25 protein-coding genes are annotated in these 26,523 nt (G+C 65.4%); 13 read left to right on the top strand and 12 right to left on the bottom strand.

All coding sequences use genetic code 11. The annotated features are described in order from the left end of the window. Positions 1-149: 149 nt before the first annotated feature. Positions 150-1,838, top strand: coding sequence for a methyl-accepting chemotaxis protein (locus tag E4K64_RS10690; protein WP_135163475.1), 1,689 nt, complete (start codon positions 150-152; stop codon positions 1,836-1,838). Positions 1,839-1,914: 76 nt separating this feature from the next. Then, positions 1,915-2,976: a phosphotransferase gene (locus E4K64_RS10685; protein ID WP_135163474.1), complete on the top strand. Its 1,062-nt coding sequence runs from the start codon at positions 1,915-1,917 to the stop codon at positions 2,974-2,976. Positions 2,977-3,113: 137 nt separating this feature from the next. On the opposite strand, the gene E4K64_RS10680 is transcribed toward E4K64_RS10685, so the two are convergent. Genes E4K64_RS10680 through E4K64_RS10670 form a run of 3 tightly spaced genes read right to left on the bottom strand, consistent with a single transcriptional unit; the run spans position 3,114 to position 6,333 of the window. After that, positions 3,114-4,670: an MDR family MFS transporter gene (locus tag E4K64_RS10680; RefSeq protein ID WP_135163473.1), complete on the bottom strand. Its 1,557-nt coding sequence runs from the start codon at positions 4,668-4,670 to the stop codon at positions 3,114-3,116. Between the two features lie 24 nt (positions 4,671-4,694). Beyond that, positions 4,695-5,858, bottom strand: coding sequence for an HlyD family secretion protein (locus tag E4K64_RS10675; RefSeq protein WP_135163472.1), 1,164 nt, complete (start codon positions 5,856-5,858; stop codon positions 4,695-4,697). Then, a complete protein-coding gene (locus E4K64_RS10670; protein ID WP_135163471.1) occupies positions 5,851-6,333 on the bottom strand; it encodes a MarR family winged helix-turn-helix transcriptional regulator in 483 nt (160 codons plus the stop codon). Before E4K64_RS10670 ends, E4K64_RS10675 begins: the two co-directional genes overlap by 8 nt. A 158-nt stretch (positions 6,334-6,491) precedes the next feature. Here E4K64_RS10670 and E4K64_RS10665 point away from each other — a divergent pair, with 158 nt between their 5' ends. The 5 genes from E4K64_RS10665 to E4K64_RS10645 all read left to right on the top strand — a co-directional run bounded on the left by E4K64_RS10665 (position 6,492) and on the right by E4K64_RS10645 (position 11,571). After that, positions 6,492-6,986: a Fur family transcriptional regulator gene (locus tag E4K64_RS10665; protein ID WP_135163470.1), complete on the top strand. Its 495-nt coding sequence runs from the start codon at positions 6,492-6,494 to the stop codon at positions 6,984-6,986. Positions 6,987-7,022: 36 nt separating this feature from the next. Continuing rightward, positions 7,023-7,976 carry a DMT family transporter gene (locus tag E4K64_RS10660; RefSeq protein WP_135163469.1) on the top strand — a complete coding sequence of 318 codons (954 nt, stop codon included), beginning with the start codon at positions 7,023-7,025 and terminating at the stop codon, positions 7,974-7,976. Positions 7,977-7,988: 12 nt separating this feature from the next. Next, positions 7,989-9,272 (top strand): flavodoxin-dependent (E)-4-hydroxy-3-methylbut-2-enyl-diphosphate synthase, encoded by a 1,284-nt coding sequence (ispG, locus tag E4K64_RS10655; RefSeq protein ID WP_135163468.1) that lies wholly within the window; start codon positions 7,989-7,991, stop codon positions 9,270-9,272. 245 nt (positions 9,273-9,517) lie between these two features. Next, complete coding sequence (locus tag E4K64_RS10650) at positions 9,518-10,414, top strand: TauD/TfdA dioxygenase family protein (protein ID WP_135163467.1); 897 nt, start codon at positions 9,518-9,520, stop codon at positions 10,412-10,414. A 341-nt stretch (positions 10,415-10,755) separates the two neighbouring features. Next, on the top strand, positions 10,756-11,571 hold the full coding sequence (locus E4K64_RS10645; RefSeq protein WP_167771951.1) for an N-acetylmuramoyl-L-alanine amidase: 816 nt from the start codon (positions 10,756-10,758) through the stop codon (positions 11,569-11,571). Position 11,572: 1 nt separating this feature from the next. On the opposite strand, the gene E4K64_RS10640 is transcribed toward E4K64_RS10645, so the two are convergent. The 3 genes from E4K64_RS10640 to E4K64_RS10630 form a co-directional block, all read right to left on the bottom strand. Then, complete coding sequence (locus tag E4K64_RS10640) at positions 11,573-13,180, bottom strand: Na+/H+ antiporter (RefSeq protein ID WP_135163466.1); 1,608 nt, start codon at positions 13,178-13,180, stop codon at positions 11,573-11,575. 34 nt (positions 13,181-13,214) lie between these two features. Then, complete coding sequence (bla, locus tag E4K64_RS10635) at positions 13,215-14,084, bottom strand: class A beta-lactamase (RefSeq protein ID WP_135163465.1); 870 nt, start codon at positions 14,082-14,084, stop codon at positions 13,215-13,217. A 187-nt stretch (positions 14,085-14,271) separates the two neighbouring features. Next, complete coding sequence (locus tag E4K64_RS10630) at positions 14,272-14,646, bottom strand: nuclear transport factor 2 family protein (protein WP_126257121.1); 375 nt, start codon at positions 14,644-14,646, stop codon at positions 14,272-14,274. Positions 14,647-14,739: 93 nt separating this feature from the next. Here E4K64_RS10630 and E4K64_RS10625 point away from each other — a divergent pair, with 93 nt between their 5' ends. Both E4K64_RS10625 and E4K64_RS10620 read left to right on the top strand, forming a co-directional pair. Next, on the top strand, positions 14,740-15,168 hold the full coding sequence (locus E4K64_RS10625) for a GFA family protein (protein ID WP_135163464.1): 429 nt from the start codon (positions 14,740-14,742) through the stop codon (positions 15,166-15,168). Positions 15,169-15,352: 184 nt separating this feature from the next. Then, entirely contained in the window at positions 15,353-17,179 is a 1,827-nt protein-coding gene (locus E4K64_RS10620; RefSeq protein ID WP_135163463.1) for a caspase family protein, read from the top strand. A 45-nt stretch (positions 17,180-17,224) separates the two neighbouring features. Here the strand turns inward: E4K64_RS10620 and E4K64_RS10615 are convergent, their stop codons facing one another. Both E4K64_RS10615 and E4K64_RS10605 read right to left on the bottom strand, forming a co-directional pair. Then, complete coding sequence (locus E4K64_RS10615) at positions 17,225-17,911, bottom strand: DUF1345 domain-containing protein (RefSeq protein ID WP_135163462.1); 687 nt, start codon at positions 17,909-17,911, stop codon at positions 17,225-17,227. Positions 17,912-18,108: 197 nt separating this feature from the next. Beyond that, positions 18,109-19,032 carry a polyprenyl synthetase family protein gene (locus E4K64_RS10605; RefSeq protein ID WP_135163461.1) on the bottom strand — a complete coding sequence of 308 codons (924 nt, stop codon included), beginning with the start codon at positions 19,030-19,032 and terminating at the stop codon, positions 18,109-18,111. Positions 19,033-19,193: 161 nt separating this feature from the next. Here E4K64_RS10605 and mtgA point away from each other — a divergent pair, with 161 nt between their 5' ends. The 3 genes from mtgA to E4K64_RS10590 all read left to right on the top strand — a co-directional run bounded on the left by mtgA (position 19,194) and on the right by E4K64_RS10590 (position 21,014). Next, positions 19,194-19,868, top strand: a complete 675-nt coding sequence (gene mtgA, locus E4K64_RS10600; RefSeq protein WP_135163460.1) for a monofunctional biosynthetic peptidoglycan transglycosylase — start codon at positions 19,194-19,196, stop codon at positions 19,866-19,868. Positions 19,869-20,036: 168 nt separating this feature from the next. Beyond that, a complete protein-coding gene (gene rpmF, locus E4K64_RS10595) occupies positions 20,037-20,219 on the top strand; it encodes a 50S ribosomal protein L32 (RefSeq protein WP_007598106.1) in 183 nt (60 codons plus the stop codon). A gap of 141 nt (positions 20,220-20,360) precedes the next feature. Continuing rightward, on the top strand, positions 20,361-21,014 hold the full coding sequence (locus E4K64_RS10590; protein ID WP_135163459.1) for a hypothetical protein: 654 nt from the start codon (positions 20,361-20,363) through the stop codon (positions 21,012-21,014). Positions 21,015-21,020: 6 nt separating this feature from the next. On the opposite strand, the gene E4K64_RS10585 is transcribed toward E4K64_RS10590, so the two are convergent. After that, complete coding sequence (locus E4K64_RS10585; RefSeq protein ID WP_167771950.1) at positions 21,021-21,281, bottom strand: hypothetical protein; 261 nt, start codon at positions 21,279-21,281, stop codon at positions 21,021-21,023. Between the two features lie 221 nt (positions 21,282-21,502). Between E4K64_RS10585 and E4K64_RS10580 the strand changes: the two genes are divergently transcribed. Then, entirely contained in the window at positions 21,503-23,197 is a 1,695-nt protein-coding gene (locus E4K64_RS10580; RefSeq protein WP_135163458.1) for a bifunctional diguanylate cyclase/phosphodiesterase, read from the top strand. A gap of 104 nt (positions 23,198-23,301) precedes the next feature. Here the strand turns inward: E4K64_RS10580 and E4K64_RS10575 are convergent, their stop codons facing one another. The 3 genes from E4K64_RS10575 to E4K64_RS10565 form a co-directional block, all read right to left on the bottom strand. Further along, positions 23,302-24,810 (bottom strand): tripartite tricarboxylate transporter permease, encoded by a 1,509-nt coding sequence (locus tag E4K64_RS10575; protein WP_135163457.1) that lies wholly within the window; start codon positions 24,808-24,810, stop codon positions 23,302-23,304. A 4-nt stretch (positions 24,811-24,814) separates the two neighbouring features. Further along, positions 24,815-25,300 carry a tripartite tricarboxylate transporter TctB family protein gene (locus E4K64_RS10570; protein ID WP_135163456.1) on the bottom strand — a complete coding sequence of 162 codons (486 nt, stop codon included), beginning with the start codon at positions 25,298-25,300 and terminating at the stop codon, positions 24,815-24,817. A 156-nt stretch (positions 25,301-25,456) separates the two neighbouring features. Then, positions 25,457-26,434, bottom strand: coding sequence for a tripartite tricarboxylate transporter substrate binding protein (locus E4K64_RS10565; RefSeq protein ID WP_135163455.1), 978 nt, complete (start codon positions 26,432-26,434; stop codon positions 25,457-25,459). Between the last annotated feature and the right edge of the window lie 89 nt (positions 26,435-26,523).

The following is a 26,523-nucleotide window of genomic DNA, read 5'->3' as shown; positions in this document are numbered from 1 at the left end:
CAGTCTCGCTGACTCAAATTCCGATTGGCTTGGCGCCAATTTCCGTACTTGTGCGGGATTCGCGCGATACAATTCCGGCGCGAAGCAATTCCGTATTTACCGTATTGGTCTAGGGTGGTCGCAGTTTCGACGTCGCCCCGGATTGTTTCATGAAATTTCGTCTGTCGTTGTCCTCTGCGATCGTTGCGTTTGGCATCGTTCTCGCCATCGGCTTTGCCGCCGTGGTTTCGACCAGCCTGTACGCCTTGAAAGAGCTCAAGGTCGGCGGTCCGCTCTATTCCGACATCAAGCTCGGCAACGACCTCATCGCGGACATTCTGCCGCCGCCGGAATATGTCATCGAGGCCTATCTCGAGGCGACGCTGGCGATGCGCGAGCCGGATCAGCTGGCGGCCCACGGCGAGCGCCTGGTTCAGCTCCGCAAGGACTACGACGAGCGCAAGGCCTTCTGGGTCTCCTCCAGCCTCTCGGCCGACCTGAAGACGGCGCTGGTGTCGAAATCCGACGCCGAAGTGCAGAAATTCTGGAAGGCGTCCGACCAGCTCCTGCCGGCTCTCAACGCCAAGGACGCGGCTGCGTCCGAGCGCGCTTATGCCCAGCTCAAGGAGGCCTACACCGCGCATCGCGCCGTGATCGACAGCATCGTCGAGAGCGCCAACAAGCAGAATGCTGCCATGGAGAAGCTGGCCGCGGACCGCGACAGCTCGATGCTTTGGATCCTCCTCGGCGTCTCCGCCGCCGTCCTGGCCTTTGTTGCCGCGGGCCTGCTCGGCGTTGCCGTCGGCGTGGTGCGCCCGATCGTGCGCATGACGGACACGATGCAGAAGCTTTCGCTTGGCGATCTCGCCGCCGACATTCCGTTCACCCACCGCCAGGACGAGGTCGGCTCGATGGCGGGTGCGCTTGTGGTGTTCAAGCAGGCGGCGGTCGAGAATTCCCGCCTGCGCGAGGAACAGTTGCGGCAGGAGCAGGAGGCGGCGTTGGCCAAGCGTGGCGCGCTGCAACAGATGGCGGAGACCGTCGAGCGTGAGACCGGCCGCTCGGTCGACACCGCCAGCGCGGCGAGCCAGGGCGTGGAGCGGGTTGCCACCAGCCTGTCCGAGATCGCAAGTTCGCTCTCGACAGAGTCGCAGGCCGTCGCCGCAGCCTCCACCCAGGCGCTCGGAAGTTCGCAGACCGTCTCGGCCGCGGCCGAGGAACTGAGCGCCTCGATCCGCGAGATCGCGAGCCAGGTCGCGCGGACCAGCACGGTCACGAAATCGGCGGTCGCCGGCCGCGAGCAGGCGCGTTCGACCATCCAGGCGCTGGCCGGATCGGTGAAGAAGATCGCCGAGGTCTCCGACCTCATCGGCGGCATCGCCGGCCAGACCAACCTGCTGGCGCTCAACGCCACGATCGAGGCGGCGCGCGCCGGCGAGGCCGGCCGCGGCTTCGCCGTGGTCGCCGCCGAGGTGAAATCCCTGTCGGACCAGACCGCCAAATCCACCGAGGAGATCGCGCGGCTGATCGCCGAGATCCAGGCCTCGACGCAGGCCGCGGTCGATGCCGTCGAGACGATGGGAGCGCACATCGTCGAGATCGACGGCGTGGCGACATCGGTTGCCGCTGGGATGGAACAGCAGGACGCCGCGACGCGGGAGATCGCGCGGTCGATTTCCGAATCGGCGACTGCGGCGAAGGAGGTCTCGGCCAAGATCGGCAATGTCAGCCGCGACGCCGCCTCCGTGAACGAGCGCGCCGCGGAGGTCAGGCAGGCGATCGCCGGCATGGCGGCCAATCTCGAACAGCTACGGTCGGTCGTGGTGCGGACCGTGCGCGACTCGACCGCGGCAGCCTGAGCCCGGCGGCATCTCGGCTGCTGGTGTCCGGGGGTGCGATCGTGCAGTATGGCGCGGGACAGGGGCATCGTGGTTCATGACTTCTCCACAATTGCCGGCGGTCGTTGAGCCCGCCCGACTGACGGCCGCGCTGCGCCGGGGCGGCGTGCTGGACGCAGGCGCGGTGCGCGAGGTGAAGGTGCTGCACCAGCGCGACACCCTCGTGTCCCATATCGTCCGGCTTGGCCTGCGCTATGTCGGCGAATCCGCCGGCGCCCCGCACTCGCTGATCCTGAAGACCGCGAATTCCGCCTTCGCCGAGAAACTTGCCAATGGCGGCCGGCGCGAGGTGGAATACTACACGCAGCTGACGCCGAGCATGCCGCCGGGACTCGTGCCCCGCTGCTTCGACGGACATTTCGACGAGGACAGCCTCACCTGGCATCTTCTGCTCGAGGACCTTACCGACAGCCACGACGTCGCGGCGGCTTGGCCGCTGCCGCCATCGCGCGATCAGGCGATCGCGATTGTGACGACGCTCGCACGCTGGCATGCGGCCTGGTGGGACCATCCGGGCCTTGGCGAAACCATCGGTACCTGGATGAGCACTGACGACAGTGCGAGACTGATGGAGACCTTCGCCGGGCACTACGATCGTTTCGCCGATCTCCTCGGCGACCGCCTCAGTGAGGAGCGGCGCACCCTCTACCGGCGCTTCATCGAGAAGGCGGAGCAGCTCTTGCAACGTTACCATTCGCATCGCCACGTGACCATTACGCATGGCGATGCGCATACCTGGAATTTCCTACTGCCACGCGCGGGCGTCACGGACGCCGTACGCATCTTCGATTTCGATCAGTGGCGCATCAACGTTCCGACCCACGACCTCGCCTATATGATGGCGACGCAATGGTACCCAGAACGCCGGCAGGCCCTCGAACGAATACTGCTGAACCGTTATTACGAGATGCTGAACGCACACGGGGTCACCGGCTACACCCGCGGAGCACTCGACCAGGATTATCGCCGGTCGGTGCTGTGGCACATCACCAAGCCGGTCTGGCAGTGGAGCATCAACATTCCGCCGGTGATCTGGTGGAATAATCTGGAGCGGGTGATGGCGGCGGTGGACGATTTGGGCTGCGAGGAGTTGTTGTAGCCCGGCTCTTGTCCCGGGCGCGGTGCAGCGCGTAGCGATGCGCCGCCGAACCGGGACCCATCGCGCCGCAGGCATGGGCCCCGGCTCTGCAGCGCATCACTTGCGTGCTGCGCTGCGTCCGGGGCACGAGAGATCTACTACTCCATCACCGCATGTTCCGGCCCGGCCGCCTGCCTGCGCAGCGTGGCCTTGGTCGAGCCGATCAGAAAGGCGAGCGGGATGGTGCAGAGGATGAAGATCATCACCAGCTGGTAGTCGTGGGCGAAGGCGATGATCTGCGCCTGCACGCTGACCATCCTGTCCGCCATGGCGCGGCCGGCGTCGGTCGACAGATTGATCAGGCCCCTGACGTCCGGCATCTGCAGCGCGTGGTTGAACGGGTTGATGTGCTCGGAGAGAATCGCGTAGGTCCGCCGCGTTCCCTGCGTCAGCTCGGCGATGACGACGGAAATGCCGACCGAGCTCGCGACGTTGCGCATCAGGGTCAGCATCGCGGTGCCGTCGGTGCGCAGATCGTTCGACAGTGTCAGGAACGCCACGGTCGAGAGCGGCACGAAGACGAGGCCGAAGCCGAAGCCCTGGATGACGCTGACGGTCACGATCTCCGGCACTTGGGTCAGGTCGGTCCAGCCGGTCATCTGGAACAGCGAGCCCGCGGTCAGCGTCAGGCCCGAGATGATGAGCGTGCGCGCCTCAAAATAGCGCATCATGCGGCCGACCAGCATCATGGCGAAGAAGGTGCCGAGGCCGCGGCTCGCCAGCAGCAGGCCGGCGGTGATGATGGGATAGCCGATCACGTTCTGCATGTAGGGCGAGGCCAGCGCCATGGTCGAGAACAGCACGAGCCCCATCACGACCATGAACACGCAGCCGGTGACGAAGTTGCGATCCCGGAACAGCGCGAAGCGTATGAACGGGGTCGAGGTCGTGAAGGAGTGCGCGAGGAAGAAGTAGAAGCCGACGGCCGAGACGATGAACTCGGCGACGATCTCGCCTGACTCGAGCCAGCCCAGTTGCTCGCCGCGGTCGAGCGCGAGCTGGAGCGCGCCGATCGCGATCGCCAGCGCCGCGAAGCCGAACCAGTCAAATCTGAGGCTGAGATCCTTCCTGGTCTCGTCCATGAAGACGATCAGCCCGAGCACCGTGATGACGCCGAACGGCAGATTGACGAAGAACACCCAGTGCCAGGAATAGGTCTCGGTCAGCCAGGCGCCGAGAGAGGGGCCCATGATCGGGCCCATCATCACGCCCATGCCCCAGATCGACATCGCCTTGGCGCGCTCCTGGAGCGTGTAATAGTCGAGCATGACCGATTGCGACAGCGGCACCAGGGCGGCGCCGAACACGCCTTGCAGCAGGCGGAACAGCACCATCTGGTTGATGTCCTGCGCGAGGCCGCACAGCACCGATGCCATGGTGAAGCCGGCCGAGCAGATGATGAAGATGCGCTTGCGGCCGAAGCGGTTGGCGATCCAGCCCACCGGCGCCGTCATGATCGCGGCGGCGACGATGTAGGAGGTCAGCACCCAGTTGATCTGGTCCTGCGAGGCCGACAGCGTGCCCTGCATGTAGGGCAAGGCGACGTTGGCGATGGTGGTGTCCAGCGCCTGCATGATGGTCGCGGTCATGGCGCAGATCGTCACCATGTTCCGGCGCAGGCCGGGGACCATCAGATTGGCGTTGGGACCGGACATCGGATCAGTCTTTGTCTTATCGGTTTAGTCTTTGTCCTGACTCGCGGTCGCCGACAGGCCGAGGAGGCCGGCGAGCGAGCGCTGATGGCCGGTGTCGATGGTGGCATAGACGCTCATGCCGGCCTTCAGCTTCCGCACGTATTTGTCGGTCTCGTCGAAATAGATGCGGATCGGCACGCGCTGCACCACCTTGACGAAATTGCCGGTCGCGTTCTGCGGCGGCAGGATTGCGAATTGCGCGCCGGTGCCGGGCGAGAGCGAGCCGATCTTGCCCTTGAAGACGTGGTTCGGGAACGCGTCGACCTCGAGCGTGACAGGCTGCCCTGCGGAGACGTGGGTGAGGTCGCTCTCCTTCGGATTGGCGTCGACCCAGGGGTGGGTGACGTCGATGATGGAGAACACCGGCGTGCCGGCCGCGACGTAGCGTCCGAGCTGGATCTGCTCGACCTGCGTTGCCACACCTTCCATCGGCGCGCGCAGCACGGTGTGATCGAGGTTGCGCTGGGCATCGTCCAGCTTGGCCTTCGCCTGCGCGTAGGGCGGGAATTGCTCCAGCGGCAATTCGGGGTCGCCGAGCAGCTGCGTCCTGGCGTTGGAGAGTTGCTGCTTGATATATTGCGCCTGCGCGCCGGCGGTGACCAGTGCATTCGAGGCGTTGTCGAGGTCGAGCTGCGAGCCAAAATTGTTCTTCACCAGCGCCTGCTTGCGCTCGACATCGCGCTTCTTCAGATCGATGCCCTGCTGGGCCAGATCGAGCATGTCGCCATAGATCTTGATGTTGGCGACGAGGTTGTCATAGGTCGTGCGGGCCTGCGCGAGCTGCGCCTTGGCCTCGTCCACCGCGAGGCGGAACGGAACGGGGTCGATCTCGAACAGCTCGTCGCCGCGCTTGACCGACTGGCCCTCCTTCACGACCACCTTCAGGATCTTGCCGGAGATGTCGGGCGTCACCAGCACCTTCTGGGCGCCGACATAGGCGTCGTCGGTGCCGACATAGCGGCCGCCATGCAGGTAAAGGGTGAGGCCGCCGATGGCGGCGGCAACGGGCAGCACGACCAGAAGCAGGAAGCGGCGATAGCGGCGCAGGCCCGCGACCAGGCGGCGGCGCGGGTCGGTGCCGGCTTTCTTGGTGGGCTTGCCGCTCTCGGTCTTCTGCTCGGGCTGGAACTTGAGGACCTGGTCAGCCATAGCGCTGCTCCTTGCGTGCTTGCTCAGCGCCGGATCTCTGGATCGCGGTGCGCACGTTTTCCTTGATGGTCTCGAGCTGGGTCAGGAGGCGGTGGGCGTCCGCCGGTGCGATGCCGTCGAGCGCGTTGGCCGTCAGCTCGGACTTCAACCCGCTCATCCGGCCCAGCAATTGCCGGCCGGCCTTCTTGAGATAGAGGCGCTTGACGCGGCGGTCCGAAGCGTCGCTGCGGCGCTCGATCCAGTCATTGTCGCAGAGCTTGTCGATCAGGCGGGTCAGCGTGATCGGCTGCATCTCTAGCAGCTCGGCGAGTTCCGATTGCTTCATGCCCTCGCTGCGCTCGACCTTGGCCAGCACCGCCCATTGCGCGCGGGTAATGCCGAACCGCCTTGCCTCCTTGTCGGCATAGACTCGCAAGAGGCGGTAAAGCTCGCCCAGCGTGAACAGGAAGTTCTGGTCGACGGACCCGCGGCTCATGAGCTTGGTCTCCAATAAGCTCGGAATATAATAAGCAAGCTTACGATTATTCCCATGCCGAGTTCAGAGGAGGCTGCCCCGCAGCGCGAGCATGGCTGGCAGCCGTCTGCATGGTGGCGCTTTGGGTTCCCCAGCCCGGATGCTAAGATTGTCAGCGCATGACCCTCGCCAAGCCGGCATTCCCCGCGCCCGATCACGATCACGGCCGCTGCACCGCGGATGCGCTGGCGCATGCCGAGGAGGTTTGCGAGCAGCGCGCGCAGAAATTCACGCCCCTCCGCCGCCAGGTGTTGGCAGCGCTGCTCTCCAGCCATCGCCCACTCGGCGCCTACGAGGTGATCGACGAGCTCGCCAAGTCCATGTCGCGGCCGGCGCCGATCACGGTCTATCGCGCGCTCGATTTCCTGATGGCCAACGGTCTCGTGCACCGCATCGAAAGCCGCAACGCCTACCTCGCCTGTGCCGCCCACGACCACGACGCGACCTCGGCGGTGGCGTTCCTGATCTGCGAGCGCTGTGGCCTGGTCGGCGAGATCCCGTCGGCGTCATTCGCCGGGGACCTCAATGCCGCGGCGCGCGGCTCGGGCTTTGCTCCGAAGCTGTCCGTGGTGGAGATCACGGGCGTCTGCACTCATTGCCAGAAAGCTGCATAGAGCAACAACGGCGCAAAGCCGGTTTTTCGGGAAGACATGTCCTCATCACAAGCCAACCATTCTGCCGCACGTCCTCTCAGTGCCGGCGCCATCGCCCTGATGCTCATGCTGTGCCTGACCTGGGGGTTCAACCAGATCGCGGTGAAGCTGGTGCTGCCGGACATCCCGCCGATGCTCCAGGCTACGATCCGCTCGGCGGGCGCGCTGCCGGTGCTGTTCATCATCGGCACGTTTCGCGGCGTGAAATTCTTCGAGAACGACCGCACCTGGAAGCCGGGCCTGATTGCCGGGCTGATGTTCGGCATCGAATTCGTGCTGATCTTCCAGGGGCTGCGCCTCACCTCCGCATCGCGCGCGGTGGTGTTCCTCTACACCGCGCCGTTCTTCGTTGCGCTCGGCTCCTACCAGGTGCTTGGCGAGCGGCTCGGCGCCTCGCAATGGCTGGGCCTCGCCATCAGCTTTGCCGGCGTCGCCCTCGCGATCGGCGTGCCGCAGCCCAATGTCGACTCGCATGTCCTGCTCGGCGACCTCATGATCGTCGGCGGCGCCGCGCTGTGGGCGGCCACCACGCTGGTGGCCAAGGGCACGCGGCTGCGGTTTGCCGCGCCCGAGAAGGCGCTCGGTTATCAGGTCGCCACCTCGATCCCGATCCTGGGGCTCGCGGCCTGGCTGTTCGGCGAGAGCATCACCCACACGCCGGCGCCGCTGTCGCTCGGCCTGATGGCGTTCCAGGCGATCTGGGTGGTTGGAACCACGTTCACGCTTTGGTTCGCGCTGGTGAAGGCCTATTCGGCCAGCAAATTGTCGGCTTTTACCTTCATCACCCCTTTGTTTGGCGTGGTGGGTAGCTATTTCATCATGCACGACACCCTAAGCCTGGCGTTCGGGGCGGCCGCCCTCCTTGTAATTGCTGGGCTTTTTCTGGTTAACCGTCCGAGCCAAACGGCTGCGGCGCCGGCTGATGCATTGCTGAACGTCACCAAAACCTGATATTTGGACCCCATGAACAAGCCCGAAACCACCATCGATTCCGACATCGCGGGGCCTGCGCCGCGCCATCGTACCACCCAGGTCAAGGTCGGCGACGTCGCCGTCGGCGGCGGTGCGCCGATCGTCGTGCAGTCGATGACCAACACCGATACCGCCGACATCGACGGTACCATCGCCCAGGTCGCAGCGCTGGCGCGCGCCGGCTCCGAGATGGTCCGCATCACCGTGGACCGCGAGGAAGCCGCGGCCGCCGTTCCGCACATTCGCGACGGCCTCGCCAAGCGCGGCATCACCACGCCGCTGATCGGCGACTTCCACTATATCGGCCACAAGCTGCTCGCGGCCTATCCGGCCTGCGCCGAGGCGCTCGCCAAGTACCGCATCAATCCCGGCAATGTCGGCTTCAAGGACAAGCGCGACACCCAGTTCGCCGACATCATCGAGATCGCGAACAAGAACAACAAGCCGGTCCGCATCGGCGCCAATTGGGGCTCGCTCGACCAGGAGCTCTTGACCAGGCTGATGGACGAGAACGCAGCCTCCGCCAATCCGCGCGACGTCCGCGCCGTGACGCGCGAGGCCATGGTGCAGTCTGCGCTGCTCTCGGCGGCGCGCGCCGAAGAGCTCGGCATGCCCAAGAACCGCATCATCCTCTCCGCAAAAGTCTCGGCGGTGCAGGATCTGATCGCGGTCTATCAGGACCTCGCCAGCCGATCCGATTACGCCATCCATCTCGGCCTGACCGAAGCCGGCATGGGCACGAAGGGCATCGTGGCGTCCTCGGCCGCGCTCGGCATCCTCTTGCAGCAGGGCATCGGCGACACCATCCGCATCTCGCTGACGCCTGAGCCCGGCGGCGATCGCACCCGTGAAGTGCAGGTCGGCCAGGAGCTGCTGCAGACCATGGGTTTCCGTACCTTCGTGCCGCTGGTCGCAGCATGCCCCGGCTGCGGCCGCACCACCTCGACCACGTTCCAGGAGCTGGCGCGCTCGATCCAGGATTTCATCCGCGACGAGATGCCGGTCTGGAAGACGAAATATCCGGGGGTCGAGGAGCTCAACGTCGCGGTGATGGGCTGCATCGTCAACGGCCCCGGCGAATCCAAGCACGCCAATATCGGCATCTCGCTGCCGGGCACCGGCGAAGCGCCGGCGGCGCCCGTCTTCGTCGATGGCAAGAAGTTCCGCACGCTGCGCGGCCCCACCATCTCCGCCGACTTCAAGGCGCTGGTGATCGACTATATCGAGCAGCGTTACGGCCAGGGCGCCAAAGTGCCGGTGACCGCGGCGGAGTGATTTCACTCAGCTGTAGCCCGCGCTCCGCTCGTCGCCCCCGCGAAGGCGGGGGCCCATAACCACGGGCCGTTGTGGTTATGGTGAGCTGTCACTCCGAATCTTCGTCAAACCCAATCCTGTGGTTATGGGTCCCGGGCTCGCGCTTTGCGCGCCCCGGGACGACGGCCGTGTTTGCAGCGCAGATTGCGTATCTGTCACCGCGCGCTACGATGGCTCTCAATCAACAATGATTGGGAGCAACACCCATGAGCTCGCTCGCCGGCAGGCAGGGTCCGCGCTATCGCCACACGGCCGAGGACGGTGCGCCATACGAGACCATCGCGGTGGAAAAGCTCACGCCGATCATCGGCGCGGAAATCTCGGGCGTGGACATCGGCAAGCTCGTCTCGGACGAAGCGGGCTCCAACCGGCAGATGGACGAGATCCACCGCGCGCTGGCCGAGAACCTCGTCATCTTCTTCCGCGACCAGCATATCACGCCGCAGCAGCATCTCGCCTTCGGCCGCAAGTTCGGCGAGCTGCATTTCCATCCCGCCGCACCGCACGAGGACGAAGACCCGGCGTTGATGAAGATCTACGCCGACAAGAACTCGCCGCGGGCCAACGGCGAGGGCTGGCACTCCGATGTGTCCTGCGATCTCGAGCCGCCGATGGGCTCGATCCTCTACATCAAGCAATGTCCGCCGCGCGGCGGAGACACGCTGTTCGCCAATATGTACGCAGCCTATGAGGCGCTGTCGGACCGCATGAAGACCTATCTCGATGGCCTCACCGCGCTGCACGACGGCGAGCCGATCTATCGCGGGCTCTATGCGAACTACGGCGTTGCGGACCGGCCGAGCTATCCGCACGCCGAGCATCCCGTGGTGCGCACGCATCCGGTCACCGGCAAGAAAGCGCTTTACGTCAACCGCGGCTTCACCCGGCACATCAACGGCATCCCCCGCGACGAGAGCGATGCGATGCTGGCCTATCTGTACCAGCACGCCGAAAATCCGCTGTTCCAATGCCGCTTCCGTTGGACCGAGAACGCGATCGCGTTCTGGGACAACCGCTGCACCCAGCACCGCGCGATGTGGGACTACTGGCCGCACACGCGCTCGGGCACGCGCGTCACGGTGAAGGGGGAGCGGCCGGTCTAGGCCGCGGTGCCGTAGGGTGGGCAAAGCGCAGCGTGCCCACGCATTTTTTGCGATCGAGAGAGATGGTGGGCACGGCGCAAGAGCGCCTTTGCCCACCCCTACGACATGATCTGTGCAGCTCCTGCGTTGACGTCCTGCCGGTCCCGCGCCAATCTTCCCGAAAGCAAATCGGGGGGATCTTCCATGCTTCGCGCAGAGGACAATAAATTCCTGCCCGAATCCGGTTCCGGAACGCCTGCGTCAACAGCAAGTCCAAGGAGCTGCCGGCCGTGATGCTGGAACGTCTTGGCGATGTCGCGGGCTTCGTCGGCCGTCCGCTGGTCGCGGCAGCGGAGCAACGCGTGGGGCCATCGCGCAGCATCATCGCCGGACTGGTCGCCGCGATCCTGTTGTCATCGCTCCTGCCTGCCGGCCGCAGCGAGGCCGCCGCCGCGCGAAAGATCGCGAAAGCCAAGCCAAAGCAGCCGCAATCACCGACCAGATGCGAGATGCCGAAATTTCGGATCGTGGTCGACGTCGGGCACACCCCGGACTCCTACGGCGCCCTCAGCGCGCGCAACGATCCGGAGTTCGGCTTCAATCTCGTTCTCGCAAAACGCATCACGGCGAAGCTCAAGTCCGAAGGCTTCGCGTCGACCCGCCTGCTCGTCACGGACGGCAAGGCGCGGCCGAGCCTGTTCAAGCGGGTCAGCGCCGCGAATGACGGCCGGGCCGATCTGTTGCTGTCGGTGCACCACGATTCGGTGCCCGACAAGATGCTCGAGGCTTGGGAGTTCGACGGTGCAAGCAGCTATTTCAGTGATCGCTATTCGGGCCATTCGCTCTTCGTCTCCGAACGCAATCCGCACTTCGCCACCAGCCTGAAGCTGGCACGGATGATCGGTCGGCAGTTGAAGGAGCAGGGCCTGCGCTATGCCAGCCAGTACACCTTGCCGGTGATGGGCCGCTACCGGCGCCAGCTCCTCGACAAAGATTTCGGCGTCTACCGCTATGACGGGCTCGTGGTGCTTTCGCGAACGAGAAGTGCGGCCGTGTTGCTGGAAGCCGGCTCGATCATCAATCGCGACGAGGAGATGGAGATGAACTCGCCGGAGCGGCAGGAGACGATCGCGGGAGCCGTGGCGGCCGCAGTGGGAGAGTTTTGCGCGAAGCGGTAGGCTACAACGGCCCGCCCCGATACTCCCGGTTCGCCAGGCTCGCCTCCTCCAGATCCAGGTCGCGCTCGATCCGCCGCCGCGTCTCGTCGGTGATCTGGCCGTCGCGCAGCAGGTTGTGAATGAATTTGCGTTCGGCGGCGATCAAGTCGCGGGTCAGCGCGGTGCCGGCGGCGGAAACGTCGTGGTGGGCGGGATCGAGTGAATCCGGCAGCTGGTTGACGCGGATCTCGTGACGTGCACGCAGAAGCCGCATCACCTCGCCGGAGACTTCCTGTCCCGCAGTCATGGCTTCGAGCGACTTCAGCGCGGCGTCGAGGGCCTGGCGGCGCGCGGCGATCTCGGCCTCGTGCTCGGCGACATGCTCGTTGCGGCCGGCCTGCGCGACACCGAGCCAGCGCACCACCGGCGGCAGCGTGAGGCCGATGCCGATCAGCGTGACGAAGATGACGCCGAAGGCGACGAACAGGATCAGGTCGCGATACGGAAAGGCCTCGCCGTCCGGCAACGTGAACGGCAGCGCCAGCGCGGCCGCGAGCGACACCGCGCCGCGCACGCCGGTGAAGGCGAGCACGAACGGCCATTGCCATGGTGGCGACGGATCGCGCTGGCGCAGCGACTTGCTGAGCATCCGCGGCAGATAGGTTGCCGGATAGAGCCAGGCGAAGCGCGCGATCACGACGATCACCAGGACCACGGCGGTTGCGATCAGGATGTCGTCGAGCGGGAACGCCTTCGATTTCTCGTAGAGCGCGCGCATCTGGAAGCCCGTGAGCAGGAACAGCACGCCCTCGATCAGGTAGATCACGAGGTCCCAGAAGAAGATGCCTTGCAGGCGCGTCGCCGACGAGATCAGCAGCGGACCGTTCCAGCTCACATAGAGCCCGCAGGCGACGGTCGCGATCACGCCGGAGCCGCCGACATGCTCGGGCAGCCAATAGGAGACGTAGGGCGTGATCAGCGACAGCGTCAGCTCGACCTGCGGGTCTCCGGACCATTTGCGGAAGCGAAGGGAGAGCCAACCGACGCCGATGCCGAAGGCGATCTCGCTGGCGACGATGAGGAGGAATTCGCCGGCCGCAAGCGGCAGCGAGAAATGCCCGACCATGATTGCGGCCAGCGCAAAACGGTAGAGGATCAGCGCGGTGGCATCGTTGGCGAGCCCTTCACCCTCGAGGATGACCAGCAGCCGCCGCGGCATGTTGAGCCGGCGCGCGATCGCGAGCGGCGCCACCACGTCGGGCGGCGCGACGATGGCGCCGAGTAGGAAGCCGATGGTCCAGGGCAGGCCGATCATGTAATGCGTCGCGGCCGCCACCATCGCTGCGGTGAAGATCACGGCGCCGACCGCGAGCAGCACGATGGGGCGCAAATTCTTCCTGAACTCGCGCCAGCTCATGGCGACGCTGGCCGAGTAGATCAGCGGCGGCAGCACCATCAGCAGCACCAGTTCCGGCGGCAATTCCACCTGGGGCATGCCGGGCACGAAGGCGAGGCCGACGCCGGCCAGCATCAGCAGGATGGCGGGCGCGATGTTGAAGCGGCGTGCGGCCAGCGCCACGCCCGCCAATACGGCGAGCAGGATGATAAAAATCTGAAACTTCGCTTCCATGGCAGCCTGTCTTGACCCGGAAGCGACTGCTGCGTCAATGCGCGGCTGACGCCAGCCGCGCAGCCACCGTCCGGCCGATCCGCGCGAACGCGGCCTCGATCTGCGCCGCATTCGGCGCGCCGCCCTGGACGTAAGCCGTGATCAGGATCGGCGTGTCGGGTTTGGGCCAGACGACCGCGATGTCGCCCGCTGCATCCTTGCCGTTGTTGCCGGTCTTGTCGCCGATGGTCCAGCTTGCGGGCAGGCCGCCGCGCAGCCGGTTCGCGCCGGTCTTGCAGTTCACCATCCACTCCGTGAGCAGGGCGCGCGAGGCCGGCGACAGGGCGTCGCCCACCACCAGACGCCGCAAATTGCCCGCCATCGCTGCCGGCGTCGTGGTGTCCTGGGGATTGCCGGGCGGCGAGCGGTTGAGCTCGGGCTCATTATGATCGAGCCGCGAGGTGTTGTCGTCAATCGATCGCCAGAATGCCGTGAGGGCAGCCGGCCCGCCGATCCGTGCCAGCAGCAGATTGGCGCAGGTGTTGTCGCTGAGCTCGACGATCGCCTTGCACATTTCGGCGACTGACATCGTGCCGGCCGCGAGATTCTGCTTGGCGACCGGCGCATATTCCAGCAGGTCGGCCTTGCCGTAAGGGATCATGGCCGCGAGTTGCTCCTCGCCGCGATCGACCCGCGCCAGCACGCAAGCCGCGAGCGAGGCCTTGAAGGTCGAGCACATGACGAAGCGCTCATCGGCGCGCCAGCTGAGCTTTGCGCCGGTCGCAAGGTTCTCCGCATAGAGCCCGACCCGCCCGCCGCTCTCGCGTTCGTAGGATTCGAGTTCGGCTGGCGCCTCCGCGGCGACCGCGGGAGACGCGGCGATCCAGCACAGGGAGGCGAGCAGGGAGCGGCGATCGACAAGCATGGGAGACCTTTGGCGTGGGTCAGAAGGGATAGGGATGTAGCGGACGCTTTATCCGCACCGTCATTGCGAGCGGAGCGAAGCGATCCAGTCGGCCTCCGAGGCGAGATCCTGGATTGCTTCGCTTCACTCGCAATGACGAATGGAGAACGAGTGCGACAGATTTCGGGCGGCGGAAGATCGGGAGGACTCACTCCCTCAGGTCATACCGATACGATTTCGACACGATCTGCCAGCCGTCGGCGAGCTTCATCGCCACCAAATAATCGGTGAAGTAGCGCGGCGGCAATTGGCAACGGACCTTGATGAAGGCGGTTTTCTCGTCCGAGCGGTCGATGGTGACGATGAAATCCTCGCGCGGCTTGCCCTCGGCCTTGGCGGAGGGACGCTTGCGCACGCGCTCGAGCCAGTCGGGCACAGACAGCACCTGCAACTCGCCCTTCTCGACCCAGCGCAAATCTGCCGAGGGATGGAAGATGGCGCCGAGCTTCTCGGCGTCGCTCTCGTAAAGGCCGTCAAAATAGGATTGCACGACGGCTTCGACGCTCGAACGGTTCTGGCTCATGGGTCACCCTTTTGCATGATGGCTTGCGGCGAACTTAGTCTTAGACGTCAAAATGCGCTATGGGTGTGTCAGCCATTTGCGCCAGGGCTTGCCATGACCGGATCAGAAAATTCGAACGCGCGTATCTTGATCGGCGAATGCTACTGCCGCACCGTCCGCTTCGAGGTGGCCGACGCGTTCTCCTATGCGATGAACTGCCATTGTTCGAATTGCCGCCGCACCACCGGTTCGGCCTTCAAGCCGTTCGCCGGCATCCCGCAGGACAAGCTCCGCATCGTCAGGGGTGACGACCAGCGTCTCATTTTCGGCGACGACACCGCCCATGACGCCCATTGTGGGCGATGCGGCTCGCTGCTTTACTCCCGGGTACGCAACGGACAATGGGTCCATGTCGCCATGGGAGCCCTGGTCGATGCCCCTTCGATCCGGCCGAGCGCCCACATTTTTGTCGGCTCGAAGGCGCCCTGGCACGAAATTACGGACAATCTGCCGCAATATCGGGGGCATATCGGCGACGGCTAGTGGAACTCGCCGGAACACCGGCTGGGCCGCCGAACCGCGGCTGCGCTGGCGCGACAAACAGAGGGGGCCTTTCGGGCGGTCGTCGGTGCGATCTTCGTGACCTCCATCACAAGCATCGCCACCAGATCCTGCTAAAGCGGTCCCAAAGGGGGCTCGAGACGCCCCGAACCTCGGAAGTCGTGTCATGCGCAATCTGCTCAGGCTCTGCCCGCTTCTCCTCGCCGCAGCGCTGCTGTTCGGCCCGGATCCCGCGTTTGCCGGAAAGCGCGTCGCGCTGGTGCTTGCCAACTCGGCGTATCAGCACGCGCCGTCGCTCACCAACCCCGTCAATGACGGTGCGGTGATGGCCAAGACGCTGAAGGAGGCCGGTTTCGATGTCGTCGATTCCCGGCACGATTTGTCCGCGCAGGACACCCGTCGCGTGCTGCGCGATTTTGCCGACGCCACCCGCACGGCCGACATCGCCGTGGTTTACTATGCCGGCCACGGTATCGAGGTCGAGGGCTCGAACTATCTGATTCCGGTCGACGCCAAGCTCGAGCGCGACACCGACGTCTTTGACGAGGCGCTTTCGCTCGACCGCGTCCTCGTTGCCGTCGAGCCCGCCAAGCAGCTCCGCCTGGTGATCCTGGATGCCTGCCGCGACAATCCGTTCGCCAAGAGGATGAAGCGCACGATTGCCTCGCGCGCCATGGGTCGGGGCCTCGCACAAGTCGAGCCGACCAGCCCCAACACGCTGATCGCCTATTCGGCGAAGGCCGGCTTCACCGCCCAGGACGGCGACGGCGCCAACAGTCCCTTTACGGTGGCGCTGTCGAAGTATCTGACGACGCCGGGCCTCGATGTCCGCCGCGCCTTCGGTTTCGTGCGCGACGAGGTGCTCAAGTCGACCGGCAATAAGCAGGAGCCGTTCGTCTACGGCTCGCTCGGCGGCGAGGACGTGCCGCTGGTTCCAGTCAAGGTGGTGGCCGCTGCGCCGGTCGCGCCCGTGGCGAACCCGCAGGCCGATATCCGCCGCGACTATGAGCTCGCGCTGCAGGTTGGCAACAAGGCGGCATGGGACGCTTTCCTCGCCCAGCACCCCGATGGCTTCTATGCGAATCTCGCCAAGCTCCAGGTCGAAAAGATCGGTGCCGAGCAGGCCCATGCAGCGGCCATCGCGAAAGCGAAGCAGGCCGAGGCCGAGCGCGATCGTCTCGCGGCCCTCGGCGCCCAGAAGGACGCACAGGCCAAAGCCGCGGCCGACGCCAAAGCCGCCGAGCAGGCCCAGCTTACCGCGCAGAAGGCGAAGGAGCAGGCGCAGCAGCAGGCAGCCGCCGCCGAGCAGCAGCGCGTCAACCTCGCCGCCGCGGCTCCGAGCGCCGCGCCAGCCAGCACGGCGAGTCCGGCCGGCACCAATGTCGCCTCGCTGACGCCGCCGACCGCGCCGGCCGATCTCAACCGGTCGGTGCAGACCGAGCTCGGCCGCGTCGGGTGCTTCTCAGGCACAGCCGACGGCACCTGGAGTACGTCCGCGCAGCGCTCGCTGTCGCAGTTCAATCGCTATGCCGGCACCAAGCTCGACGTGAAGGTCGCGAGCACCGACGCGCTCGATGCGGTCAAGGCCAAGCCGTCGCGGGTTTGTCCGCTGGTTTGCGAGCACGGCTTCAAGGCCGACGGCGACAAGTGCACGAAGATCGTCTGCCGCGAGGGCTATGCGGTCAACGACGACAATGAGTGCGAGAAACAGCGCGCCGCGAAGCCGGCCAAGCCCGCGACGGCGAAGCGCGACGACGGTGACGAGCGTCCCGCCCGGCAGCGTCGTCAGGCCGGCGGTGCTGCCGCTGGCGCGGCGGGCGGCTATGGTGCCGCGGCCGGCATTGCCGCCGCGGCTGGTGCCAGCCGTCCCGCGGGCGGCGGGCAGATATTCTGCAACAGCATCGGCTGCCGTCCCGTCAACCGCGGCTGCCATCTCGAATATCGCGGCGGCGGCGGCCCCCACAACGACGCCAATGTCGAGGTGTGTCGCTGAGGGCGCGCGTGGTCGAGAGCGTCGTCTGGCAACGCTCGGACGAATTCAGGTCGAGATCGCGCTCGCTGCGATGTTCACCGTCAGGGCCAGCAAGGCCGTGTTATAGATGAACGACACGATCCCGTGCGCGGTGGCTGTGCGGCGGATCGTCTTGTCGGTGATGCCGACGTCGGAGACCTGCGCGGTCATGCCGATCACGAACGAGAAATAGACGAAGTCCCAATAGTCGGCGTGGTCTTCCTTGTCGCCGCTCGGGAATTGCAGGCCCGGCGTGGCGCTGCGGTAATATTCATGCGCGTAATGCAGCGCGAAGGTCGTGTGCACGGCGGCCCACGACAATGCGATGGTGGCGATGGCGATGCTCAACTCCAGCACTCCGCGATGTGGCGTGCCGAGTTCGGAGACGATTGCCGCGATGCTGGCGAAGGCGCCGGTCGCCGTCACCAGCAGGATCACGAAGCGGCCGTCGTCCTGCATCGCGGCGGCGCGGCGGATGTGGTGGTGGTCGTTGCACAGCATCATCGCATAGACCAGCACGAGATAGACCGCGATCAGCGCGTCCCAGCCGAACAGGAACCGCGTCACCAGCCGATACGAGCCCGGCAGCAGCAGGCCGACCAGGATGCCGGCCGCGACCGCGATGAAGGTCCGCGGCCGCGCATAGATCAACCGTACCGGCCGCGACATCTTGCGGAAGCGGGCGAGGGCGGGATCTTCCTTGTTTGTAGCCATGACGGGACGGCTCTCTCACTCAACTCTCGTTGTGGCCGCATCGTAGGTGCGCTCCCTCCCCCGCTCGCGGGGGAGGGGTGGGGAGAGGGTGCCTCCACAATCGAGGACCCCCAAGAGGAGAGAGCCCTCACCCGCCACGCTCTGCGAGCGTGTCGACCTCTCCCGCAAAGCGGGAGAGGTGAAGGAGCCCGGAGCTATTAGTTCTTCCGCTCGGCGACGAAGCGTGCCGCCGCCTGCAGCACGGCGGCGCGGTCGCCGAAGATCGAGACCGCGCTGTCGGCCCGCGCCAGCAGGTCGCGCACGCGCTGCTTGGCGCCCTCGATGCCGAGCTGGGTGACGAAAGTGGTCTTGCCGAGGGCTGCATCCTGGCCGGACGGCTTGCCGAGGGCTGCCGCATCGCCCTCGACGTCGAGCAGGTCGTCCGCGATCTGGAAGGCTTCGCCGAGCGCGCGGCCGTAATCGTCGAGCGCCTGATATTCCTGCTGCGAGGCCTGGCCGAGGATCGCACCGGCGATGCAGCCGTAGCGCAGCAGGGCGCCGGTCTTCATCTGCTGGATCCGGGCGACATCGATCGGCTCGTTGCCGCCAAAGCGGCCTTCGCCGGCGAGATCGAGGATCTGGCCGCCGACCATGCCGCCGATGCCGGCGCAGCGCGCAAGAGCGCGCGTCAAAAGCAGCCGCACGTTGGCGTCGCGATGGATCTCGTCGCGGGTGACGATGTCGAAGGCGAGCGTCAGCAGGCCGTCGCCGGCGAGGATCGCGGTGGCGTCATCGGTCTTCTTGTGCAGGGTGGGCCGGCCGCGGCGCAGGTCCGAATTGTCCATTGCCGGCAGGTCGTCATGGATCAGCGAATAGCAGTGGATGCATTCGAGCGCCGCGCCCACGAGCAGGGCCGCTTCGCGCGGCACGCCGAATACGGCTGCGCTCTCGACCACCAGGAACGGCCGCAAACGCTTGCCGCCGTTCAGGCTCGAATAGCGCATTGCGTCCATCAGTCGCTTGGGCCGGGCGATCTCATCGTGCAGGATATCGTCCGACAGCAGGCGCCCGAGCAGGGCCTCGGTATCATCAGCGGTCTTGTCCAGACGTTTGGCGAAATCGGACGGGGACGTGCCGGTCATCAAGAAGGGCTCCAGAACTAAAATTCGGCGGGACAATCCTTTATGCGCCCGTTTCAGTCAATCGTTTGGAAGGCCTAAAAAGTGCTGGAAAAGGCCCGAATTATCACAGACTTAATGGCAGGATCGGTGGCCGCGTTGCAATTTGCGCCGGAAAGGTTGATTTGCGCATCGTCAAAATCCTTCTCCTGGTGCTCGCCGTTGCGCTGCTCGCGCCCTATGTGATCGCGCCATTCTACCGCACAGGCCATCCCGTCTCGACGCTGATGGCCTGGCGCTCGCTTCGCGGCGCGCCGATGCAGCGGGACTGGATCGATCTGGCCGCGATGTCGCCCTATCTGCCGCGATCGGTGATCGCAGCCGAGGACGCCCATTTCTGCAGGCATCACGGCATCGATTGGGGCGCGTTGCGCGAGGCGATCGACGACGCAAAGGAGGACGGCACCGCCTTCCGGGGCGCCTCCACGATCACCCAGCAGGTCGCGAAAAATCTATTCCTCTGGCAGGGGCGGGATTTCGTCCGCAAGGCGCTCGAATTTCCGCTGGCGCTCTGGATCGATCTCGTCCTGCCCAAGCCGCGGATCCTGGAGATTTATCTCAACATCGCCGAGTTCGGTCCGCAGGGCCAGTTCGGCGTCGAGGCCGGCAGCGCCTATGCCTTCGGCAAGTCGGCCGAGGACCTTTCACCCCGGGAGGCGGCGCTTCTGGCCTCGATCCTGCCGAATCCAGTCAAACGCAGCGCTAAAAGCCCCGGCCCGGGCGTCCGGCGGCTGGCGGCAACCTATATGGCGCGGGGGCAGGCGAGCTCGCTTGCGACCTGCTGGCGCGAAAATCGCTGATTTTGAGCCCGTTCCGGGCGTATTTTCCGGCCCAAAAGCCTAGCTTTAAGGCCAGCCTTCCTCTATAAGCCCGGCCTTGATCGGCATTCAGCTCGCCTCGTATTGCGGGTGCTGAGCCGTCCCCTCCGGACGATGCCCTGATGACACCAATCCCTAGAGGATATTGAAATGGCCGTTCCGAGAAGAAAAACCTCGCCGTCGCGCCGTGGCATGCGCCGCTCGGCAGACGCCATCAAGAAGCCGACCTATGTGGAAGACAAGGACTCCGGCGAGCTCCGTCGTCCGCACCATCTCGACCTCAAGACCGGCATGTACAAGGGCCGGCAGGTCCTGAAGAAGAAAGAGTCCTGAGGTCAGGACCTTTCTTTGGGCAGGATGATCTGGCTTGCCTGATTTCGGCCCATCCACGAGATAGACGGTGACGGCGGCGGAGCGAATGCTTCGCCGCTGCATTGTTCTGTCCGGATATCATGATCGAGAGGCGTTTTGCCGATGGTCGGTTTCCCGCTGCTTCTGATTCCGCTCGCGGTCTACAACATCATCGCCTTCCTGATGCCCAGCGTGTCCTTCTCGGACGTGCTGTTCAAGGTGCCGATGATCACGGGCGAGGCCTGGCCGGTCACGCTCGCCGATCTCCTGCTCGCGCTCGGCGTGGTGCTGCTGCTGCTAGAGGTGGTCAAGGGTGCGCGGCCCGGATCGAAGTTCCTGATGGACCATCTGCTGTCGCTGATCGTCTTCGGCGCGGCGGCGGCCGAATTCGTGATGTGGCCCAAGTTCGGCAACTCGACCTATTTCCTGCTGGTGCTGCTCGCGATGGCGGATTTCCTCGGCGGCATTGCCCAGCGCACGCGCCGCCGCGTTACCTATGTCGCCGAGACCACGGTGCCGGCGTCGCGCAAGGCCAAGCGCCAGGCCGAGGCGCCGGCGGAGGATGTCGCGTCCGAGCGCAAGTTCGAGCCGGTGATTGCACCGCAGCCGGCACCGGTCGAGCCTCCCGCGACCTCGGCGCAATCCGTCGCCGAATCCGTGCTGATGGATCATCCTGCGCCCAAGCCCGTGCAGGGCGCCTCTTCCCCGGAAATTCCCTCGCCGCAGCTTCAGCCGGGTAACGGCACGCCGCCGTCCTCCGACACGCCGCCGCGCTGACCAGCCTCAAGCCACCTGCCGTGTCCGTGCGCTGACGCTTTGCAGCGGGCGTTTGCTGCCATAGGCGATCTGCGCGTCTTCAGAAGACGCGCGGCGGAGCCGGCTCGTTTGGGGCAGCTGCTCGGCATTGGCGATGAGCTGGGTGACGAAGCTCGGATCGGGGCGCGGCAGCGGCGCCTTGCGGGCCCAGCGCAAGGTCGGCATCAGCGGCACGAGGGCCGTGCCGGTTTGCCGCTCTGTCTCTGGCAATCTGTCCGCATTTACCATCGCAACACCGTTCATCTGCTCGAACTGGCGCATTTTGGGACATTGGCGCCGGCGCATGTGATGGTCTCGCAAGGGCTATGCCGGTGGAGCTTAATTGGTTCCTGGGTACTCTGGGAACGTGGTTTCCAAATTGTTTATGAACTTTGCCTAGGGTCAAACGCGAATCTGGCTCTATCCTGTGCCGGCTCAGGACTTCCCGGCTGTCCCGAAACGAGGCGATTTTGACCCCTGCATTGCCGCAAGCCTCCGACATTCTGGCCGCGCTCGGTCAGGCCGTGTTCGCCTGGGACATCGCCAGCGATGCCATTGTCTGGGGTGACCAGGTCGCGAGCGTTTTTCCCGGTATTCCCGCCGAGCGGCTGGCGACCGGCGCCGAATTCGCCAAGCTGATCGAGCCCGGGCCGGCGCTGCGGATCGCCGCGCTGGCGCAGACTTCCGCCGTGCATGGCGCGGACGGCACGCCCTACCGCATCGAGTACGGCGTCCGCGTGAGCGCCGCCGATCCCGTGATCTGGATCGAGGAGACCGGCCGCTGGTTCGCCGGCCCCGATGGCCGCCCCACGCGCGCGATCGGCTCGGTCCGCATCAACAACGAGCGCCATGCCCGCGACGAGGAGCTGACGAAGCTGGCCCGGCTCGATCCGCTGACCGGCGAGCTCAACCGCTCTCATCTGATCGCGGCGCTGGCCGAGGCGATCGAGGAGACGACCCGCTTCCGCTCCACCGCCGCCTTCATGCTGGTCGGCATCGATCACCTCGCCCGCGTCAATGATGCCTTCGGCTTCGACGTTGCCGATGCCGTGATTCTCGACATCGCCAAGCGCATCCGCTTGCGGCTGCGCGGCGGCGACGTGCTCGGCCGCTTTTCCGGCAACAAGTTCGGCCTGATCCTGAAGAACTGCACCGTCGACGACATGAACGTCGCCGCCGAGCGCTTCCTCGCCGGCATCCGCGACGAGGTGGTGCCGACCAAATCAGGTCCGGTCTCGGTCACGGCCTCGATCGGCGCGGTCAGCCTGCCGCGCTATGCCCGCAATACCGACGAGGCCGTCAACCGCGCCCACGAGACGTTGGACGCCGCCAAGCGCCGGCGCGCCGGCTCGTTCGCCGCGTGGCGTCCGGACGCCGCGCGCGACGCGCAGCGCCGCGTCAACATCCGCGTCACCGACGAGATCGTCACCGCGCTGAACGAGCGCCGCATCAAGCTCGCCTATGAGCCGGTGGTGTCGGCCGCCTCGCGCGAGCGCGCGTTCCACGAATGCCTGGTGCGGATGGACCAGGGTGACGGCCATGTGCTGCTCGCGCCCGACATCGTGCCGGTCGCCGAACGGCTCGGCCTGATCCGCCTGGTCGATCATCGTGTGCTCGAGCTCGTGGTCGCCGAGCTCGCCGCCGCGCCCGATGTCAGCCTCAGCCTCAACATCTCGCCGGATACGACGATGGACCCGGACTGGTGGGCGGGGATCGAGTCGCTGATGCTGTCGCATCCCGGCGTTGCCGAGCGGCTGATCGTCGAGATCACCGAGACGGTCGCGATCCAGGACATCGACGACGTCCGCGGCTTCGTCACGCGGCTGAAGAATTTCGGCAGCCGCATCGCCATCGACGATTTCGGCGCGGGCTACACCTCGTTCCGAAACCTGCGCAAGCTCGGTGTCGATATCGTGAAGATCGACGGCGCCTTCGTGCAGAACATCACCCATTCCGCCGACGACCGCGCCTTCGTGCAGACCCTGATCGATCTCGCCCGCCGCCTCGACATCAAGACCGTCGCCGAATGGGTGCAGGACGAGGACGCCGCAAGCATGCTGCGCGACTGGGGCTGCGACTACATCCAGGGTCGCCTGATCGGGCTTGCCGCGGCCGAGCGCCCGTGGGGTACGGCGGCGGAGAACGCATTGCCTGCGGCGAGCTGAGATGTCGTAGGGCGGGTTAGCGAAGCGTAACCCACCAAGCCAATCTCCTGGGAAACGAAAGTGGTGGATTACGCCTTCGGCTAATCCACCCTACGAGATATTCCTCACGCCCCCTCATCCAGCGCCACCAGCTCGCGCTTCTTGCGCAGCGACGGCAACAGCGGCGCGACCAGCAGCATGATCGCGAACGCAAGACAGACTCCCGAGATCGGCCGCTGCACGAAGGTCCAGAGATCGCCCTGCGACAGGATCAGCGATTTGCGTAGATTGTTCTCCATCATCGGTCCCAGCACGAAGGCCAGCACCAGCGGTGCCGGCTCGTAGCCGAGCTTGCGCATGAAATAGCCGATGATCCCGAACGCGATCATCACATAGACGTCGAACACGTTGTTGCTGGAGCAGTAGACGCCGAGGATCGTGAACAGGATGATCAGCGGAAACAGGATGTTGTAGGGCAGCTTGAGCAGTTGCACCCACATGCCGATCATCGGCAGGTTCAGGATCAGCAGCATGACGTTGCCGATATACATGCTGGCGACGATGCCCCAGAACAGGCCGGGGTTTTGCGTGATCAGCAGCGGCCCCGGCTGCAGGCCGTGAATGACGAAGGCCCCCAGCAGCAGCGCCATCACCACGTTCGGCGGGATGCCGAGCGTCATCAGCGGAATGAAGGCGCCGCCCGCCGCGGCGTTGTTCGCCGATTCCGGCCCCGCGACGCCTTCGATCGCGCCATGGCCGAAACGCTCGGGCGTCTTCGACAGCCGCTTCTCCAGCGCGTAGGAGGCGAACGACGCCACCACCGCGCCGCCGCCCGGCAGGATGCCGAGGAAGAAGCCGAGGATGGTGCCGCGGCCGACCGGACCTGCGCTCGCCCTCCAGTCCTCCCTGGTGGGCAGCAGATGGGTGATCCTGGTGTTGATGACGTCGCGCTTGATCGCCTGCTCGGTGTTGAGCAGCACCTCCGCAACGCCGAACAGTCCCATCACCACGGGCACGAGCCCGATGCCGTCGATCAGCTCCATGCGGCCGAAGGTCAGGCGCGGCTGCGCCGTGATGCTGTCGAGCCCGATCAGGCCCAGCACGACGCCGATGCACGCCATCAGCAGCGCCTTCGGCATCGAGCCCTGCGTCAGGAAGGTGAGCACCACGAGGCCGAGCACCATCAGGCTGAAATACTCGGCCGGGCCGAACGCGATGGCGACGCTGGCAAGCTTCGGCGCGACCAGCATCAAGGCGATCAGTGCAAACGTGCCGGCCATGAAGGAGCCGAAGGCGGAGATGCCGAGCGCGGGGCCGGCGCGGCCCTGCTTCGCCATCTGGTGGCCGTCGATGCAGGTGACGACGGAAGCCGCCTCGCCGGGGATGTTGACCAGGATCGAGGTGGTCGAGCCGCCATACATCGAGCCGTAATAGATGCCCGCCATCATGATGATGCCGGATTCCGGCGTGCCCGACAGTGTCACGGGCAGCAGCAGCGACATCGCCGAGATCGGTCCGATGCCCGGCAGCACGCCGACCAGCGTGCCGATGAAGACGCCGATGAAGCAATAGAGCAGGTTGACCGGCAGCAGCGCGACGCCGAATCCATGCGCGACATTGATGAGCGTATCCATAGGGTCAACCGATCCCGAACAGGCCCGAGGGCAGCTGGATCAACAGCAGCCGCTTGAGCGCCCACCACATGCCTGACGGCACCAGCACGGCGATCGGAATCGCCAGTGTCCAGCGCACGGGGTCGATCAGTCGCAACAGCAGCAGCATCAAGGGGATCGACGACAGCAGGAAGCCGAGCGGCTCCAGCGCGACGGAGAATGCCACCAGACAGGCGATCAGCAGCAGCGGCTTGCTCCAGCGCACGTTCTCCCAGCGCGAGGCCAGGGTCGGGCCGCCCTCGGTGACCGCGGAGACGATGATGGCGCCGGCGAACACGCACATCAGGATGCCGGTGTAGAACAGCACGTAGCCGGAGCCGGGATCGTTGATGGTGCCGAGCTTGAGCTTCATCCCCGACCAGATCACGAAGCCGCCGAGCGCGAGCCCGATCACTCCGCCCCAGAGTTCGGAATTGTTGAGGCGAAGCTTGACGTTGGTTTGGTTGGTCATGTGAGAAACCTCTCGACCACCGTCACCCTGAGGTGGCCGCTTCTTCAGCGGCCCTCGAAGGGCGACGGTGCCCCGATCCATCCTTCGAGGCGAGCCGCAAGTGCGGCTCGCACCTCAGGATGACGCCAGCATGTTTGGCAACACGAATCTACTTCTTCACTTCTTCGCCAGTCCGAGCGTCTCGATCACCTTGCGCTCGGACTCGGTGAGCTCGACGACGAACTTCTTGTAGTCCTCGGTGTTCTTGTAGTTCGGCACCATGTCGTATTTGGCGAGCGTCGCCACGACGGCGGGGTCCTCGACCGCCTTCTTGAAAGCATCGTGCAGCTTGGCGACGATCTTGGGATCCATTCCCTTCGGGCCGGCGATGCCGAACGGGGAGTCATAGACCATGGGATAACCGAGCTCTTTCAGCGTCGGCACATCGGGGTAGTTCGGCGACCGCGCGCCCGTCCACACCATCAACAGGCGCAGCTTGCCCGCGTCGACCAGCGGCCGCCATCCCGTGGAATCCGCCTGAAGCATCGTGTGCTGTCCCAGCACCGCGGCGTTGGTCTCCGCACCGCCCTTGAAAGGGACTTGCGTCAGCTTGATGCCGGACATTCCGGCGATCTGCTCCATGCCGATATGCAGCGAGGTGCCGGCGCCCGGCGTGGCATAGGTGACCTTGCCCGGGTTCGCCTTCGCGAACTCCACCACGTCCTTCCAGCTCTTGAACTGCGACTCTGCGCTGGTGGTCACGCCGAAGGTGTAGCCGGTAAGATGGACGATGTAGGTGAAGTCCTTTGCCGGATCCCACGACACCTCCTGCATCAAGGGCAGGCGGAAGACCGTGATCGGAATCTGCGAGATGGTGTAGCCGTCCGGCTTCGCCGCCGCTGCCATGGTCGCGGGGCCGACCGTGCCGCCGCCGCCGGCCTTGTTGTCGATCACGATCGGCTGCCCCAGTACCTTCGAGGCGCTGTCGGCGATCGCGCGCATCGAGATATCGGTTGATCCCCCGGCCGGCCACGGCACGATCAGCGTGATGGGTTTGCTCGGATAGTCTTGCGCGCCAGCCGCAGTCGCGGCCAACGCACCCATGACGATATGCATCGCGGCAAACGCAGCCGCCCTCAGCCCATACCCCGACATCGGAACACCTCCCTCGCAGCGGCCGCGCTAAGGCCGCAGATTCTCATTGTTGTGAGGGGATTGTCCTCGAATTCACGGGAGAAGAAAAG

The organism is Bradyrhizobium frederickii, assembly GCF_004570865.1.
Classification (GTDB): Bacteria; Pseudomonadota; Alphaproteobacteria; order Rhizobiales; family Xanthobacteraceae; genus Bradyrhizobium; species Bradyrhizobium frederickii.
The sequence above is the reverse complement of the archived record's forward strand: the minus strand, read 5'-3'. Positions and strand labels throughout refer to the sequence as shown.

Coding starts and splice junctions, on each gene's coding strand:
- E4K64_RS10690 (WP_135163475.1), top strand. CDS start 150: ATGAAATTTCGTCTGTCGTTGTCCTCTGCGATCGTTGCGTTTGGCATC.
- E4K64_RS10685 (WP_135163474.1), top strand. CDS start 1,915: ATGACTTCTCCACAATTGCCGGCGGTCGTTGAGCCCGCCCGACTGACG.
- E4K64_RS10680 (WP_135163473.1), bottom strand. CDS start 4,670: ATGTCCGGTCCCAACGCCAATCTGATGGTCCCCGGCCTGCGCCGGAAC.
- E4K64_RS10675 (WP_135163472.1), bottom strand. CDS start 5,858: ATGGCTGACCAGGTCCTCAAGTTCCAGCCCGAGCAGAAGACCGAGAGC.
- E4K64_RS10670 (WP_135163471.1), bottom strand. CDS start 6,333: ATGAGCCGCGGGTCCGTCGACCAGAACTTCCTGTTCACGCTGGGCGAG.
- E4K64_RS10665 (WP_135163470.1), top strand. CDS start 6,492: ATGACCCTCGCCAAGCCGGCATTCCCCGCGCCCGATCACGATCACGGC.
- E4K64_RS10660 (WP_135163469.1), top strand. CDS start 7,023: ATGTCCTCATCACAAGCCAACCATTCTGCCGCACGTCCTCTCAGTGCC.
- ispG (WP_135163468.1), top strand. CDS start 7,989: ATGAACAAGCCCGAAACCACCATCGATTCCGACATCGCGGGGCCTGCG.
- E4K64_RS10650 (WP_135163467.1), top strand. CDS start 9,518: ATGAGCTCGCTCGCCGGCAGGCAGGGTCCGCGCTATCGCCACACGGCC.
- E4K64_RS10640 (WP_135163466.1), bottom strand. CDS start 13,180: ATGGAAGCGAAGTTTCAGATTTTTATCATCCTGCTCGCCGTATTGGCG.
- bla (WP_135163465.1), bottom strand. CDS start 14,084: ATGCTTGTCGATCGCCGCTCCCTGCTCGCCTCCCTGTGCTGGATCGCC.
- E4K64_RS10630 (WP_126257121.1), bottom strand. CDS start 14,646: ATGAGCCAGAACCGTTCGAGCGTCGAAGCCGTCGTGCAATCCTATTTT.
- E4K64_RS10625 (WP_135163464.1), top strand. CDS start 14,740: ATGACCGGATCAGAAAATTCGAACGCGCGTATCTTGATCGGCGAATGC.
- E4K64_RS10620 (WP_135163463.1), top strand. CDS start 15,353: ATGCGCAATCTGCTCAGGCTCTGCCCGCTTCTCCTCGCCGCAGCGCTG.
- E4K64_RS10615 (WP_135163462.1), bottom strand. CDS start 17,911: ATGGCTACAAACAAGGAAGATCCCGCCCTCGCCCGCTTCCGCAAGATG.
- E4K64_RS10605 (WP_135163461.1), bottom strand. CDS start 19,032: ATGACCGGCACGTCCCCGTCCGATTTCGCCAAACGTCTGGACAAGACC.
- rpmF (WP_007598106.1), top strand. CDS start 20,037: ATGGCCGTTCCGAGAAGAAAAACCTCGCCGTCGCGCCGTGGCATGCGC.
- E4K64_RS10590 (WP_135163459.1), top strand. CDS start 20,361: ATGGTCGGTTTCCCGCTGCTTCTGATTCCGCTCGCGGTCTACAACATC.
- E4K64_RS10585 (WP_167771950.1), bottom strand. CDS start 21,281: ATGGTAAATGCGGACAGATTGCCAGAGACAGAGCGGCAAACCGGCACG.
- E4K64_RS10575 (WP_135163457.1), bottom strand. CDS start 24,810: ATGGATACGCTCATCAATGTCGCGCATGGATTCGGCGTCGCGCTGCTG.
- E4K64_RS10570 (WP_135163456.1), bottom strand. CDS start 25,300: ATGACCAACCAAACCAACGTCAAGCTTCGCCTCAACAATTCCGAACTC.
- E4K64_RS10565 (WP_135163455.1), bottom strand. CDS start 26,434: ATGTCGGGGTATGGGCTGAGGGCGGCTGCGTTTGCCGCGATGCATATC.